Genomic DNA, 15,377 nt, shown 5'->3' with positions numbered 1-15,377 from the left:
GTTGCTGAGGAGTGAAGCATGAAAATAACCATCGTCACAGCCTGCCCCGGCGGCCGCACCACATCCTGGCTGGCGGCCCAGCGACTGGCCCGCGCGGCGGAGCGCCAGGGCCACACGCCGGTCTTCGCCAACGAGGACGACGGCACCGGCGAGCTGATCATCGTGGCTGCGAGTGCGCCGGTTGATCTGGCGTGCTATGCCGGCCGGGCGTTGTATCGGGCCGAGATGGCCGATGCGCTGGCCGATCCGGATCGCGTGATCGAGCGCGCGCCCGAGGCGGCGCAGCCCTACGACCCGGCCGACGAGCCGGCCGCGGCGCCCGATGCCGAGGCGGCGCCTGCCGAGCGTGCGCGCATCGTCGGCGTAACCGCCTGCCCGACGGGCGTGGCGCATACCTTCATGGCGGCTGAAGCGCTGACCCAGGCCGGGCGCGCGATGGGCCACGAGGTGCGCATCGAAACCCAGGGTTCGGTCGGGGCCCAGGATGCGCTCACCGACGAGGAGATTGCGGCCGCCGACATCGTGCTGCTGGCTTGCGACATCGAGGTCGACGATTCGCGCTTCGCCGGCAAGCGGATCTATCGGGCGTCCACGGGGGCTGCGCTCAAGCGCGCCAAGGCGACGATCGAGGCCGCGCTCGCCGAAGCGGCGGTCGAGTCGGAGGGGGAGGCCGAATACGGCGCCTCGGCCAGCAGGCCCAAGGCCAGTTTCAAGGAACGCGGGGTCTACAAGCATCTGCTGACCGGCGTATCGTTCATGCTGCCGATGGTGGTGGCCGGTGGGCTGTGCATCGCCCTGTCGTTCGTGTTCGGCATTCATGCCGCGGACCAGAAAGGCAGCTTCGCGGCCGCGCTCATGCAGATCGGCGCTGGTTCGGCCTTCAAGCTGATGGTGCCGGTGCTGGCCGGCTATATCGCGTATTCGATCGCCGACCGGCCGGGGCTGACCCCGGGCCTAATCGGCGGCTGGCTGGCGACCGATCTCGGCGCCGGCTTCATCGGCGGCATCATCGCGGGTTTTCTTGGTGGCTATGCGGCGCTCGCGGTCAAGCGGTTCGTGCCGTTACCGGCGAGCATCCAGTCGCTCAAGCCGATTCTCATCATCCCGTTGTTGTCGAGCCTGGCAACCGGTCTGGTGATGATCTACGTCATCGGCACGCCCGTGGCGGCCATTCTCGGTGCGCTGACGCACTTCCTCAATTCGATGGACGCCACCAACGCCGTGCTGCTGGGCCTGTTGCTGGGCGGCATGATGTGTTTCGACATGGGCGGGCCGATCAACAAGGCGGCCTATACGTTTGGCGTGGGGCTGCTGTCCTCGCACACTTATCTGCCGATGGCCGCCATCATGGCCGGCGGGATGGTGCCGCCGTTGGGCCTCGGCCTGGCCAGTGTGGTGGCCCGGCCGAAGTTCGATACCGCCGAGCGCGAGGGCGGCAAGGCCGCGGTGGTGCTGGGCCTGTGCTTCATCACCGAGGGCGCGATTCCGTTCGCGGCCCGCGATCCGCTGCGCGTGATTCCCTGCTGCGTGACGGGCGGCGCGGTCGCGGGCGGCATGAGCATGTACTTCGGCTGCAAACTGATGGCCCCGCACGGCGGGTTGTTCGTGCTGCTGATCCCGAACGCCGTGACCCACGCGTTCCTCTATCTCGGCGCGATCGCCTCGGGTTCGGTGGTCACCGGACTGGTTTATGCGCTGATCAAGCCGCGCCTGGCTGCGGACGCGGTGTCTGCCGGCAATAACGCCGATCCGCTGGGCCTGGATTCCTCGCATGTGGCGTGACGGCGCGCGCCAGGTATAGCGGGTCTCGCCGCGCCGCAGGGGCGGCGGCGAACGCGCCCCGATGCTGGATTCCGCGCGCTGTTGCCGACAGCGCGGGCGCGGCGTTCGTTTATCGTAAAGCCCAGGCTGTCATGATGCGTGTGCGCTCGCATCAGGGCGAACCGGCAACGGCGACCCGAGTGGCGCGGGTCCCGGCCGGCGTGAGGCGGGGCTTTGCGGCGCCATCGCTTACCGGCCGGGAGGCGACCCCGCCGGTCGGCGCGTAAGCCGGATTGTTCCGTTGATGGTGCGCATGGATTGAACTTAGTCGGCGGCACGCAGTCCCACCCATGTTCCCGAACAAGCAAGAAAACAGGGCTGCCCTCCGCCGATGCGTATCCTCGTGGTAGAAGATGATCCCGCGATTGCCGAGGGCTTGTGTGCCGGCTTGCGCGACAGCGGTCATGCGGTGGATCACTTGTCGGACGGGCGCGAGGCTCGGCTGGCGCTGCAGGAAAAGACGCACGATTTGCTGGTTCTGGATCTGGGGCTTCCCTACCTGAGTGGCGACCGATTGCTGCATGAGTTGCGCCAGGATCGGAACCCGCTGGCGGTATTCATCGTTACCGCTCGGGACAGCATGGAGGAACGGATCCGCATCCTTGATCTCGGTGCCGACGACTATCTGGTCAAGCCGTTCGCTTACGTCGAGTTCGCGGCCCGGGTGCGTGCGTTGCTGCGCCGCCAGGTCACGCATGGCCGGCCGGAAGTGCAGTTGGGGCGATTGCGGCTGGATATTGCGGGCCGGCGGGGCTGGGTCGGAGCGCGTGAGCTCGAGCTTACGGCCCGGGAGTTTGGGTTGCTGTCAGCCCTGGCCGCCCGGCCGGAGCGCCTGATCAGCCGATCGCAGCTGATCGAAGCCATATGTGATTGGAACGAGGAACTGACCGATAATGGGTTGGATATCGCCGTACATCGCCTGCGGCGCAAGCTGGAAAAATCGGGGGCGTCGGTGCGTACGGTGCGCGGGCTCGGCTACATGCTGACAGTCGATGAAGCGTCCGAATGAGTTCGTCCGCATCCGCGGCCGCGCGGCGCCCGAGTCTGCGCCGTCGTCTGTTGCTGTTTCTGCTGGTTCCGATGCTGATCATTCTGACAGCTGATGCCGTGATCACCTACTTCGTGGCCTTGTCCTATGCCAACCGGGTGCACGACGAGGATCTGGCTGACGACGGCCGGACGCTGGCTACCATGCTTCAAACCCACGCGCTCAAAGGCACGATATCGCCCCAGGCGCGTTTTCTTTTGCAGTTCGATCCCGACGGCCACAACTATTTCGCCATTCGCAGCCCGCAACAGGGCCTGATCGCCGGCAGCCGGATATTGCCGCCGGTGGCGCCCGCGCCGGAGCCGGGCCAGCCGCCGCGACTGTACGATACCCATCTCAAGCACACCGCGTTACGGGCTGCCACACTGGCCATCGTCGATCCCGGGCACAAGAATCGGGTTCTCGATATCACCGTAGCGCAGACCTTCCGCGGGCGCCGTCAGGTCGCGCGTCAGATCCTGCTGCTCAATATCTCCCTGCAAGTGGCCCTGATCAGCGCGTTGCTGCTGCTGGTGTGGCTCGGGGTTCGATTCGGTCTGCGTGTCATCGATCCGCTGACACGACGGCTCAGTCGTCGCGAACACGATCTGTCGCCGATCGAGGACGATGATGTGCCGGTGGAGCTGTTGCCGCTCACGCACACGATCGATGCGTTGTTCGCCCGCTTGCGCGACATCATCGCACTGCATGAGCGGTTCATCGCGGATGCGGCGCATCAGCTGCGCACGCCCCTGGCCGGGCTGCGGCTTCAGGTGGAACGGGCGATGCGCTACGCCGACGACCCGCGCGCGCTGAAGGCGCTGGAACACATACAACAACTGACCGGACGTACCGCCCGGACTTCCGGTCAGCTGTTGGCGCTGACCCGGGCCGAGGCGCGCCCGATGCAGATGGCGCCGGTCGATCTGCGCAAGCTGCTGCCGGAACTGGCCGGGCAGCGTGTTCCGGAGGCGATCGAAAGCCAGATCGACCTCGGTTTCGAAACCACCGACGAGGCGGCCTGGGTCAATGGCGACGCCGTGGCGCTGCAGGAGGCGCTGGATAACCTGATCGACAACGCACTGCGCTACACGCCGCGGCAAGGCACGGTGACCCTGACCCTGACCCCGGAGGTCGACGCGCTGTGCGTGCAGATCGACGACAGCGGCCCCGGCGTCGATGCCGAGGTATTGCCGCGGCTCGGTGAGCGCTTTTTCCGCGCGCCGAACAATCAGCGCAGCGGGACCGGCCTGGGGCTGGCGATCGTTCGCCACATCGTCATAAAGCACCGCGGGACCGTTCGTTTTGAACGCTCGTCACTGGGCGGGCTCAGCGTGCAACTCTGCTTGCCGCGATTGGCGTCACCTGACGCCCCCGAGGCAACGAACGAACGCCACGGCCGGCACTCATGAAATCAAGGGATGTATGGATGGTGGCTTCGATAGCGCGCTCCGGCCGCTGGTGCGCTGGCCTGGCGGCGACGCTGTTGCTGGCCGGCTGCGTATCCACGCCGGTGCCCAAGCCGCATGTGTCGTTGCCGGCGCATTGGACCCATGCCGCCAAGCAGGCCGGGACGCCGGAACCCAATTACCATGAATGGTGGCAGGCGTTACACGACCCCGCGCTGAATCGGCTGGTCGACGAGTCACTGAAGGCCAACCTGAATCTCGCCTCGGCGCTGGAGCGGGTGCGGGCCGCTCGTGCCCTGTATCTGCGCAGCGATGCGCCGTACAAACCGGCATTGAGCATCAACACCGACGACCCGGTCGATCCGGATGCCCGCGCCTCCTATTTTCTGATGGGCTTCGATGCCCACTGGGAGCTGCCGTTTTTCGGTCGGGCCCAGGCCGCGCACAACGTCGCCCAGGGCCATCTCGACGAAGCGGCCGACAAGCTGCGCGAGGTGCGTGTGTCGATGGTGGCCGAGGTCGCGCGCGACTGGATCAACCTGAGTGCGGCGCAGCAGAACAGCGCGATCCTGAAACGGATGATCGGTTTACAGCAAAAACGCATCCGGCTGGCCCGGGTGCGCGTGCGTCTCGGTCTGGCATCGCCTGCGGTGCTGACCGCGCCGTTGCTGAAGAAATCCGATCTGCAAACACAACAACAGAGCGCGCGGCATGCCGCCGTGGCCGCGGCCCAGCAACTGGCCACCTTGACCGGGCGTGATGAGCCCAGGCCGGCCTGGGCTCATCACGCCAAGTTGCCGAAGCTGCGCGGCTACGAGCCCGTTTCGGTGCCGGCCGATCTGTTGAATACGCGGCCCGGTATCGCCCGGGCCCGGGCCCGGGTCATTCGCGCCGCCGGGCAACTGGGGATGGCCAAGGCCAATCGCTATCCGAGTATCGGGCTGGGTGCGTCACTGGTTGCGTCGACCGACCTGGCCAGCTATCACGCCAGCGGCATCAATGGAATCGGCTCGTTCGGCCCGACGGTCAGTATCCCGCTGTTCGACTGGGGCCTGCGCAAGGCCCGCGCCAACGCGAAGGGGCATCTGCTCAAGGCGGCCTCGCTGGCCTATCGCGAAGCGGTCCTGCAGGGCGTGGCCGATGTCGAGACGAAACTGGACGCGTTGCATAGCACGCAGGGCCGGCTTCAGACCCGAAAGCAGGTCGTCCAGCGCGAGAAAAGAGCGGTCGCCCGGGCCCGGACCCGCGCCCGATTGGGGCTCGACAGCCCGGATCGGCATCTTGTGGCCGAATTCAGTTACGACCAGGCAAGACTGCGCCTGATCCACGCGCGGGCGGCGCACGATACCGCCTACGTCGCGCTCTACAAGGCCCTCGGCGGGGCCAGCAATCGTTCGATCAAGAGCGCGGGCTGAGCGATGGTCTCACTGGCACGCAAGACCCTGCGCCACGAATGGCGACGCTTCCTGCCGGCGATGCTGGCCGTGGGTTTCGCCACGCTGCTGCAGTTGCTGCAGGCGGCGCTGGTGCTCGGTATTTTCGGCGGTGCGGCGGTTTATGTCTCCGATTCGGACGCCGATATCTGGGTCGGCTACCCGGGCACCCAGAGCGTCGACCAGGGGCGCCCGATTGCCTCGGATATCGCGTCATTGCTGGAGATGAATCCGCAGATCAAGTCCGTCGAACCGTTTTATCTGCTCGATGGCGACTGGCGCGGCGGACACGATACCGGTGGCGTCTCGGTCTTTGTGTCGGGCGTTTCCACCCAGCCCGGCGCGATGATGTTTTCGCGCGTCCTCACACCGGCGGTACGGGCCCGGTTGGCTTATCCGGAGTCGGTCGTCGTGGACCCCGCCGATTTACACAAATTGGGCGTGCAGGTGGGCGATACCGCCAGCGTGAACGGCCACCTGGTTCGCGTCGTCGGTACGGCCCGCGGCCTGCGGGCCCTGGGCGGTGCCAATATCGTGACCTCGGTGCAGACCGCGCGCCTGCTGGACCCGTCGCCCAGCGAAAGCGGCGGGCCCACGTACCTCGTCGCGCGGCTACGCCATACCGGGGATGCGCCTGCGGTCGTGGCCCAGTTGAACGGTCATACCGGATTCGGCCGCTATCAGGCCTGGACTGCGTCGGCATTCGCGCGGCTTTCGATCCTGTTCTGGTTGTTCAACACCGGCGCCGGCGCTGGCGTGCTGTTTCTTGCGGTCATCGTGTTTGCGGTGGGCGCCATCATCACCAGCCAGGCGCTGATGGCGGCGGTGGCGGCCTCGGTCAATGAATACGCCACGCTCAATGCCCTGGGGGTCGGCAAGCGTGCCCTGCGCTGGGTCGTTCTGGAGCAGGCCTTCTGGGTCGGGGCCTGTGGTGTCGTGCTGGCCAGCGTACTGGCGGCCCTGCTGATCTGGCTGGCGCATAGCGAAAACGTCCCGGTGGCCATGCAGCCATCCGTGGCCGCGGGGTGCCTCGGGCTGGTCATGGCGTTGGTGGCGGTGTCCGGGTTGATCGCGATGCGCAGCATCCGGCGCGCCGATCCCGCCACGCTACTGAGGTGAGTCGATGTCCCAGTTGAATCCAGAGATCGACGACGGAGTGACGCTCGTTGCAGAAAATCTGACCAAGTCCTTCACCTCGGGCCGGCTGACCACGCGTATTCTGGATGACTTGTCGGTGGCGATCCGGGCGGGCGCGCTGACGCTCATTTCCGGGCCGTCCGGCTGCGGCAAGAGCACGCTGCTGTCGATTCTCAGCGGGCTGCAGGCGCCGGATCAGGGGCGCGTGCTGGCGCTTTCCGAGCCATTGCAGGAGATGGACCCGAAGCATGTGGAGGCCTTCCGCCTGCACCACACCGGGTTCGTATTCCAGGGATTCAACCTGTTCCCGGCCCTGACGGCACGCGAACAGGTGCAGCTGCCGCTGCAGTATCTTGATCTGTCATCACGCGAGATTACGCGCCGCGTCGACGAGGCGCTCGACGAGATGGGCATGGCGCACCGCCAGAATCTGCGCCCGGCCGAGCTTTCCGGCGGTGAAAAACAGCGCGTCGCGATCGCGCGGGCCTTGGCGAAATCACCCGCGCTGCTGTTTGCCGACGAGCCGACCAGCGCGCTGGATGCCGCCAACGGCCAGGCCGTGATCGATCTGCTGCATCGCATCGCCCGGAAACACGGCACCACGGTGTTGTGCGTCAGCCACGATCCACGGCTGATCAGCCATGCCGATCGGGTGTTGACCATGGAGGACGGGCGCATTCTCAACGATTCATGGGGCGAGGCCGAATGAGGCCGCCACGAGGGGCATGTTCATGGTGAAGAATCGATATGCGTGGCGCGCGCGCTACGCCGCGCTGCTGTCGGCTGTATTGCTGCTCACCGCGGCCATTGCGGTGGCAACAGCCGCCGATCACGGCTCGGCAAAGCCGGCGGCCAAGTCCGACAACAGTCACTATGCCGCGGTGGCACGCGGTCGTATCGATGTCGAAGGCGGGCTGTTGGATCTGCATATGCCGGTGTCTGGCGGCGTAGAGGCGGTGACGGTGCACGCGGGCGACCGGGTCGACAAAGGCCAGCTGCTGGCCCGCCTGAATGCGCACGTCGCGCAGGCCCAGGTTCACATCGCCCAGGGCAAGTTGTCGCAAGCGCGGAGCCAGAGCCATATTCTCGCGGATCGGCTGAAAGCGGCCCGCCGCCGCGCGGGCACGCTGCGTTCGGCCGCCCGTGCCGGTGCCGGGTCGACGCACGATGCCGACGCCGCAGCCGAGAAAGTGCATGATCTCAAATGGCAGCTGGACAGCGCCCGCGCCGAGATCGATATCGCCCAGGGCAAACTGGCGATCGCCCGGCGGCGGCTGGCCCAGCACCGGATCAAAGCGCCGGTCGCGGGTCGCATCGTGCAGGTCCATATTCATGCGGGCGACCACGTGGCGGCCGACGCCGGCCCCGCATTCGAGTTGTTGCCCGATCGCGCGCGCATCGTACGCGCCGAGTTGAACCAGGAATACGTAGGCGCCGTGCACAAGGGGATGTCGGCCCAGGTGGTGCTCGACGATGCCGGCCAGACCCCGCTTGGCAGGGCGCACATCGTGCGCGTCGGCGACGTATTCCATAAGCCCAAGCTGGATAACGACCCGGGTCAGAACGCCGGGATACGCACCGTGCTGTGCGTACTCGCCTTCGACAAACCGTCGCACCGGCGTATTGGTCAGCGGGTGCTGGTACGCATCCTGCCCGGCGGGTCGCAGCCGGGGCATGATGCCGCCAAGGCCCCGGTGAAAGGCTCCTGAAACCCGTTGCTGGCATGCTGACAGTGACCGGCTGCGCGCATGGCGCCTGATTCGAGGATAGAGCCTGTAGATGACCCCCAATGTCGAGTTTTTCTTCCCCGGAGACAGTCGCGGGGTGCTTCTGATCCATGGCCTGACCGGCACTCCCCAGGAAATGCGGATCCTGGGCAAGGGGCTGAACAATCGAGGCTTTACCACCCAGGGCGTGCAGCTGGCCGGGCATTGCGGCAGTGTCGACGATCTGCTGGCCACGGGTTGGCCGGACTGGTACCGCAGCGTGGAGACCGCTGCGCGCGAGATGCGCGATTCGGTCGAGCATCTGTTTGTCGCCGGCCTGTCGATGGGTGCCTTGCTGGCGCTGCGGTTGGCCGAGGAACAGCCGGGCTGGGTCGATGGCGTGGGCGTGCTGGGCGCGACGTTTCGCTATGACGGCTGGAGCCTGCCGGCGCTGAACCGGCTGGCGTTTCTGCTGCCCATGCTCAAGCGTCTGGGCATAGGCCGTGATCGCATGTTCATGGAGCAGCCGCCGTATGGTTTGCGCGACGAGAATCTGCGGCGCCAGATCAGCCAGGCCATGGCCAGCGGCGACAGTACAGCGGCCGGCTTGCCGGGCAACCCCTGGCATTCGCTGGCCGAGCTTTATCTGCTGTCGCGTCGGGTACGGCGTGATCTCGCTCGGGTGGCCGCGCCCTGCCTGATCGCGCACGCGACCGAGGACGATATCGCCTCGCGCTGGAACGCCGAACTGGTGGCACAGCGCGTCAGCGGGCCATCGGAGTTTCTCTGGCTTGAAGACAGTTATCACATGATCACCATCGATCGCGAGCGCCGTCGCTTGATCACCGGCGCGGCCGATTTCTTCAACCGTACGATCGACAACGCGACCGCGCTGGAAAACGCGGCGTGATCGGTTGCATGGCATCGCAGTCCGTGCCCCGGTCGAGCCCATGACGCCGACCGTTCTGCTGCTCTGGCTGATCGTGGAATTGTTCGATACCGCCGGCCAGCTGACCTTCAAGACCGCGGCCAGTCATGGGCTCGAGGGCGATGGCCTGGCGCACTGGCGGCATATGCTGGTGCGGCCGTGGATCTGGCTCGGCGGGGCCTGCTATGTCTTCGAGTTTCTGGCCTGGATCGCGTTTCTGTCGCTGATACCGCTGGGCCGGGGCATTCTGCTCGGCTCGATCAACATCGTGGCGATCATGCTGGCCGGCCGTCTTCTGTTCGGTGAGCGTCTGACCCGGCTGCGCGTGCTGGGTATTGCATTGGTCGCGCTCGGCGTGGCGATTGTCGGGGCCGGCACATGAAGCGTTTTTATCTCATCGGATTCGCGGTTCTGCTGAGTTTCGACACCCTGGCGCAGCTCAGCTTCAAATACGCTGGCGACCGTGCATTGCCGGTACAGGCCAATCTGGCGTGGCTGGAACGCGTATTCACGCAACCCTGGGTCTATGGCGCGGTCATCGGTTACATAGGCGCCTTTTTCACCTGGATGACGCTGCTGCGACGGGCCCCGATCGGCCCCGCGTTCGCCGCATCGCATCTCGAGGTGGTCAGCGTGCTGCTGCTTTCGGTCCCGATCTTCGGCGAATCCATCGGCTGGAGTCAGGCGCTCGGCGCTGCGGCGATCGTCGCCGGCATCGTTTGTCTGGCACTGAGCGAACCCGATAGCGCCGGGCATTAAGAGCCTATTGGAATAGGCTCTGACTGCGCGCGGTCGCGTCATCGGTGCCCGCTATGCCGGATCGGGGCGCCAGGCGGCCTGTATCTGTTGCAGCAGACGCCGGTTCAGGGCGTGTTGTGTCTCTTGCCAGTCGGCGAGCTGGTCGGCCGGCACCTCGCATTGCTGATCGAGCGACGACAGCAGGCGTTTCCACCATTGACGATAGTGCGCGACCGAGACTTCCCCGGTGACATCGCAGCCGACGATACGTCCGCGCAGCGCTTGCAGCGCCGCGGTTAACTGCGACTCGCGCATCAGGCCCTGGTCCCAGTTGGTACGGGCATCCTCGACACTCAGCACATCCTTGTCGATGGACAGGTAGATCGGCGAGCGGTCGCGGGCCATGTGCTCGACAAACGCCCGGTGCAGCGTCTCGATGTCGTCGAAACTCGAAAACGCATGGCCCAGTCCCAGCCGCCGCGCCCAGGCGACGTCGACGCCCGTGGACCAATAGCGCAAACGCTTCGAATACAGCGGTCGCAGATAGTTTTCCCAGGCATGACCGAGGCCGATGTCCGAGGATGTGATGCCGACCACATGTACCTGGCGCACGCCCGGCAGCGCCAAAGCCCGGCGGACCCAGGATCCGCAATGGATTCCGAACGGAAAGCGCATGTTGTCCGGATGATTGTCGAATACGACGACATCCAGACCCGGTAGCCGGGCACTGGTTCGTTCGATCAATGGCAGGCTCAGGTGATGGAAATCGCCGCTGCCGATGAAGACCGGGCCGGCATCCCGCGGCATCTTGCCGGCGAGCTCGCGGCCGAAGCCCCGTAACGCGCGGCGGCTGCAGGCGAACCGCAGTCGTTCCGGCCAGCCGTCGAGTGCGATCCGGGTGCCGCGCTCAAGGGGGCCGATCGACCCATCGAGATCAAGTGCGATGGGATACATGGGCGGTGCGCTGTTCATACCATTGTCGGTCGCTTTCGAAATACGGCGCCAGGCGGCGCAATATCGCGCGCAGCAAGCGGTTGCGCGGCCGTACCGCATGTCGTGTGAAGGTGAAGTGGGCGCCGAGATGCGACTTGACCTCCGGGTCGGTCCAGCCGGCGATGTAATGCGTCAGGCCGCGCTCGCGGGCATAGCTCAGATTGTGCATCCAGCTTACGGCGTAGAGATTGTGATCGCGCGCGGCCGGGTAGTCGAAGCCGACATATTTGTCGACCAGCCCGCCGGCATGCTCGAAGCACAGGTTCCAGCCGATCATCTGCTGCTGGTGACGATAGACGAACATCACGCCGCCATTGTCGGCATCTTCGAAAACGGCGCGAAAGAAGCTGGCGTCGAGGTGGTCGAAGTGCACTTCGCTCTGGGCATAGACCTGCTCGTACAGGGCGATGCAGGCATCCTGCAGGGCGGGGTCGAGCAGTTCGGCGCCGCCGGTATGCAACGCCTGTACCTCCAACTGATCGCGTGATCGCAGCTTGCGCCGGATATTGCGCCGCGCCCCGCGTGACAGGCGCTTGAGATAGGCGTCTTCGCTATCGAAATCGATCGGCACCCAGGCCAGGGCCTGACCTTCCACGATGACGAAGCCGGCCGCCTCGCAGGCCTTGACGAAGTCGTCGACGAACGCGTTGGCGTCCGCGTCCAGCAGTGGCGAAGCCTGCGGCAGATCCTTGACGATGAGAAACGGCCATGCCTTGCCGTTTGCCGCCACTAGTTCCCGGGCCAATGCCGGGGCGTCGCCGCCGGCCGGCAACCAGGCGTATTCGCTGACGGTGGCACCGGCAAACAGCGTGCGCGGTTGTAGCCAGCGCCGCCAGTAGCGAAACAGCGGCAGTTTTTCCATGCGGCGACGAAATGCCGGCTCGGCCGTGGTGAGCAGATCGAATCGGGTGGAAAAGACGGGCATTGCCCGGGGGCCCGCGCCTGCGGCAAATCCGGTCGGTGGATGGGCCTGAAAATGGCGGACCAGCGAGGCGGGCTCCAACTGCCCGATGAAAGGTCGCGGCAAGGTTCGTCTCCTACGCTGTGAAACGGGTTCGGGGCTTTCGCGCTGGCGGCATACGTCGGGCGCGCGACCGCGGGCGGATTCCATACGTGCCTGGGAGCAACAAGATGTCGGCGACAGTCCAGACCGAGATACTCCAGATCATCGCGGCCCACACCGACGTCGGCCCCGAGGACATCGGACTCGATGCCACCCTCGACGATCTCGGCATCGCTTCGATGGAAGCCATCGAAATCCTGTTCGATCTCGAAGAACACTTCGATATCACCTTGCCCGAGCGCGATCCGAACTTCGATACCGGCACAGTCCGCGGGCTGATCGACGTGGTCACCGCCGAACTGGCCGGCGCGGCGGCAAAGTCGGCGGGAAACTGATCCTTGAGCGACTCATCGTTGTCCCGGACCCCGCGCATGCATCGTGTCGTGATCACCGGCATGGGAGCGGTCAGCGCGCTCGGCCTCGGAGCCGATCCGCTCTGGCGCGCCATGGTGGAAGGCCGCAGTGGCATTCGTCCCCTGCAGTCGCCGGCGGAGAATGTCAGCTTACGCATGAAGGTTGCGGCACAGCTGGAAGACTTCGATCCGAGCGTTCATTTTGAAAGCGGCCAACTGAGCCTGCTCGACCGCGTCTCGCAACTGGCGCTTTTGGCCGCCCGCGAGGCGGTCGCGCAGTCGGGGCTCGATTTCGCCGCGAATGAAGCGCTTCGCAGGCGCGCGGCTACTGTCGTGGGCACCGGCGTGGGCGGCGAGTTTTCGCGCGACGAACAGAGCCAGCGTCTTTATCGCGACAATTCGACACGTATTCATCCGCTGTCGATCGTGCGCTTGATGCCCAATGCACCGGCGAGCCAGATCAGTATCGAACACGGCCTGGCAGGCCCGGCCTTCGGTGTCGTCAGCGCCTGTGCATCGTCCAACCATGCGGTGACCCAGGCGGCGACGATGCTGCGTTGCGGCCTGGCCGATGTCGCGCTGGCCGGGGGCACCGACTCTTGTCTCAGTCTGTCGGGCATACGCGGCTGGGAGGCGATGCGCGTGGTGGCGGACGATACCTGTCGCCCGTTCTGCAAGCAGCGTCGCGGACTGGTGCTGGCCGAAGGCGCCGGGATCTGTGTTCTCGAAACGCTGGCGCATGCGCAGCAGCGGGGCGCCACGATTCTGGCCGAACTGGCCGGTTTCGGCATGAGCGCCGATGCCGATGACATCGTGGCGCCCTCGGCACAGGGCGCCATACGCGCCATGCAGTCGGCACTCGACGATGCGGACCTGCAGCCCGCACAGGTCGGCTACATCAATGCGCACGGTACGGGCACGATGGCTAATGACGCCACCGAGACGCGCGCTATCCACGCGGTATTCGGCGAACACGCCGCGCGTCTTGCCGTGTCCTCGACCAAGGGGGTGCACGGCCACGCCCTGGGCGCGTCCGGTGCACTGGAATTGGTCGCGGCGCTGGGGATGCTGCGACAGGATTTGATTCCGCCCACGGCCAATTTTCTCGATCCCGATCCGGCCTGCGATCTCGATTACGTGCCCAATGTCGCGCGGGAACAACGTATCGACACGATATTGTCCAACTCGTTCGCCTTTGGCGGGCTCAATGCGGTACTCGCGCTGCGTCGCTTCCAAAGCTGACGGGGCCGCCCCGAAGGCGGCCCCGTCGAAACCGGAATGTGGCGAACGCTGGATCGTGAACATCCCTTCCGGCACCGGCCAAAGCGCCGCTCAGGCGGCGCGCTTGGCGCGGGTCAGCAGTTGATCGATCAGGGCGATGCCAAGGTCGATCTCCTCGGTGCTGATATGCAGCGAGGGCGCTAGCGTAATTACGTTCTTGTAATAGCCGCCGATGTCCAGCACCAGGCCCAGTTTGCGACCGTTGTGCTCCAGCTCGCCGGCCAGGCCGATGTCGACCATGCGATCGACCAGCGCCTTGTTGGGCGTGAAGCCGTCCTCGGTGCAGATCTCGCAGCGCAGGGCCAGGCCCAGGCCATCGACGTCGCCGATCTCCTTGTGGCGCTTTTGCAAGTCCTGCAGGCCTTCCAGGAAGTGCGCGCCCTTGGCCATGACCATGGCCTCGTAGTCGGTTTCGTGCATCATCTTCATTGCCTCCAGGCCTACCGCGGTGCCCAGCGGATTGGCGTTGAAGGTCGAATGCGTGGAGCCGGGCGGGAATACCTCGGGGTTGATCAGCTCTTCGCGGGCCCACAGGCCCGACAGCGGGTTCAGGCCGTTGGTCAGCGCCTTGCCGAACACGATCATGTCCGGTGTGACGCCGAAGTGCTCGATCGACCACAGCTTGCCGGTGCGATAGAAACCCATCTGGATTTCGTCGCAGACCATCAGGATGCCGTACTGGTCCAGCACCTTCTTCAGGCCCTGGAAGTAGTTCATCGGCGGCATGATGTAGCCGCCGGTACCCTGCAGTGGCTCGACGTAGAATGCGGCATATTCGCACTCGCCGACCTTCGGGTCCCACACGCCGTGGTACTCGGTTTCGAACAGGCGCGCGAACTCGGCTACCAGGTGCTCGCCGTACTCTTCCTTGCCCATGCCCTTGGGGCGACGGAACGGGTACGGATACGGCAGGAACATCGCCCGCTCGCCGAAGTGGCCGTAGCGGCGACGGTAGCGGTAGCTGGACGTGATCGCCGAGGCTCCGAGGGTGCGGCCGTGATAGCCGCCCTCGAAGGCGAACATCAGGCTCTTGCCGCCGGTGTAGTTGCGCACGATCTTGAGCGAATCCTCGATCGCCTGCGCGCCGCCCACGTTGAAGTGCACACGGCCGGCCCGGCCGAACTTGCGCTCGGCATCGACGGCGATGGTCTTGGCCAGCTCGATCTTCTCGCGATGCAGATACTGACTGGCAACCTGCGGCAGATGATCGATCTGGCGCTTGAGCGCGTCGTTGAGGCGCGGATTGGCATAGCCGAAGTTGACCGCCGAATACCACATCTGCAGGTCGAGGTACGGGGTGCCCGAAGAGTCGTACATATAGCTGCCTTCGCAGCCTTCGAACAGTTTCGGCGGGTCGGTGTAGTGGACGGTGTCGCCGAACGAGCAGTACCGGGCCTCGTCGGCCAGCAAGGCTTCATCCGTGGCCTCGATGCCGATGGCATCGGTGTTTAAAACGCTACTCATAGCCATTTGCCTTCGCAGGGGGAA

The 15,377-nt window shown here is 65.5% G+C and carries 15 protein-coding genes; 12 read left to right on the top strand and 3 right to left on the bottom strand.

The window, feature by feature from the left end; translation table 11 throughout:
• Positions 1 to 18 precede the first annotated feature (18 nt).
• The 10 genes from SALB1_RS19690 to SALB1_RS03650 all read left to right on the top strand — a co-directional run bounded on the left by SALB1_RS19690 (position 19) and on the right by SALB1_RS03650 (position 10,220).
• Positions 19 to 1,782, top strand: coding sequence for a fructose-specific PTS transporter subunit EIIC (locus tag SALB1_RS19690; RefSeq protein WP_109992628.1), 1,764 nt, complete (start codon positions 19 to 21; stop codon positions 1,780 to 1,782).
• A gap of 370 nt (positions 1,783 to 2,152) precedes the next feature.
• Positions 2,153 to 2,830 (top strand): response regulator, encoded by a 678-nt coding sequence (locus tag SALB1_RS03690; RefSeq protein WP_109992627.1) that lies wholly within the window; start codon positions 2,153 to 2,155, stop codon positions 2,828 to 2,830.
• Positions 2,827 to 4,260, top strand: a complete 1,434-nt coding sequence (locus SALB1_RS03685) for a sensor histidine kinase (protein ID WP_109992626.1) — start codon at positions 2,827 to 2,829, stop codon at positions 4,258 to 4,260. Before SALB1_RS03690 ends, SALB1_RS03685 begins: the two co-directional genes overlap by 4 nt.
• 17 nt (positions 4,261 to 4,277) lie before the next feature.
• Positions 4,278 to 5,672 carry an efflux transporter outer membrane subunit gene (locus tag SALB1_RS03680; RefSeq protein ID WP_158590611.1) on the top strand — a complete coding sequence of 465 codons (1,395 nt, stop codon included), beginning with the start codon at positions 4,278 to 4,280 and terminating at the stop codon, positions 5,670 to 5,672.
• 3 nt (positions 5,673 to 5,675) lie between these two features.
• On the top strand, positions 5,676 to 6,809 hold the full coding sequence (locus SALB1_RS03675; protein WP_109992624.1) for an ABC transporter permease: 1,134 nt from the start codon (positions 5,676 to 5,678) through the stop codon (positions 6,807 to 6,809).
• 4 nt (positions 6,810 to 6,813) lie between these two features.
• Positions 6,814 to 7,536, top strand: coding sequence for an ABC transporter ATP-binding protein (locus SALB1_RS03670; RefSeq protein WP_109992623.1), 723 nt, complete (start codon positions 6,814 to 6,816; stop codon positions 7,534 to 7,536).
• 22 nt (positions 7,537 to 7,558) lie between these two features.
• Entirely contained in the window at positions 7,559 to 8,536 is a 978-nt protein-coding gene (locus tag SALB1_RS03665; RefSeq protein WP_158590610.1) for an efflux RND transporter periplasmic adaptor subunit, read from the top strand.
• Positions 8,537 to 8,606: 70 nt separating this feature from the next.
• A complete protein-coding gene (locus tag SALB1_RS03660; protein WP_109992621.1) occupies positions 8,607 to 9,443 on the top strand; it encodes a carboxylesterase in 837 nt (278 codons plus the stop codon).
• A 40-nt stretch (positions 9,444 to 9,483) separates the two neighbouring features.
• Entirely contained in the window at positions 9,484 to 9,843 is a 360-nt protein-coding gene (locus tag SALB1_RS03655; RefSeq protein ID WP_109992620.1) for an EamA family transporter, read from the top strand.
• Positions 9,840 to 10,220, top strand: a complete 381-nt coding sequence (locus SALB1_RS03650; protein WP_109992619.1) for a multidrug efflux SMR transporter — start codon at positions 9,840 to 9,842, stop codon at positions 10,218 to 10,220. The genes SALB1_RS03655 and SALB1_RS03650 overlap by 4 nt, the downstream gene beginning before the upstream one ends.
• A 51-nt stretch (positions 10,221 to 10,271) precedes the next feature.
• Here the strand turns inward: SALB1_RS03650 and SALB1_RS03645 are convergent, their stop codons facing one another.
• Both SALB1_RS03645 and SALB1_RS03640 read right to left on the bottom strand, forming a co-directional pair.
• The gene (locus SALB1_RS03645; RefSeq protein WP_109992618.1) at positions 10,272 to 11,153 is read right to left on the bottom strand and encodes an arginase family protein; all 882 of its coding nucleotides are present in this window, start codon (positions 11,151 to 11,153) and stop codon (positions 10,272 to 10,274) included.
• Positions 11,134 to 12,117 carry a GNAT family N-acetyltransferase gene (locus SALB1_RS03640; protein ID WP_222843057.1) on the bottom strand — a complete coding sequence of 328 codons (984 nt, stop codon included), beginning with the start codon at positions 12,115 to 12,117 and terminating at the stop codon, positions 11,134 to 11,136. The genes SALB1_RS03645 and SALB1_RS03640 overlap by 20 nt, the downstream gene beginning before the upstream one ends.
• Positions 12,118 to 12,323: 206 nt before the next feature.
• On the opposite strand from SALB1_RS03640, the gene SALB1_RS03635 reads away from it, so the two are divergent.
• Together SALB1_RS03635 and SALB1_RS03630 are read left to right on the top strand one after the other, a co-directional pair.
• Positions 12,324 to 12,590, top strand: a complete 267-nt coding sequence (locus SALB1_RS03635) for an acyl carrier protein (RefSeq protein WP_109992616.1) — start codon at positions 12,324 to 12,326, stop codon at positions 12,588 to 12,590.
• A gap of 36 nt (positions 12,591 to 12,626) precedes the next feature.
• Positions 12,627 to 13,850 (top strand): beta-ketoacyl synthase, encoded by a 1,224-nt coding sequence (locus SALB1_RS03630; protein ID WP_109992615.1) that lies wholly within the window; start codon positions 12,627 to 12,629, stop codon positions 13,848 to 13,850.
• 90 nt (positions 13,851 to 13,940) lie between these two features.
• On the opposite strand, the gene SALB1_RS03625 is transcribed toward SALB1_RS03630, so the two are convergent.
• Positions 13,941 to 15,353: an aspartate aminotransferase family protein gene (locus SALB1_RS03625; protein WP_109992614.1), complete on the bottom strand. Its 1,413-nt coding sequence runs from the start codon at positions 15,351 to 15,353 to the stop codon at positions 13,941 to 13,943.
• Positions 15,354 to 15,377: the final 24 nt, after the last annotated feature.

It is taken from the genome of Salinisphaera sp. LB1 (assembly GCF_003177035.1).
In the GTDB taxonomy this organism is placed as follows: Bacteria; Pseudomonadota; Gammaproteobacteria; order Nevskiales; family Salinisphaeraceae; genus Salinisphaera.
The sequence above is the reverse complement of the archived record's forward strand: the minus strand, read 5'-3'. Positions and strand labels throughout refer to the sequence as shown.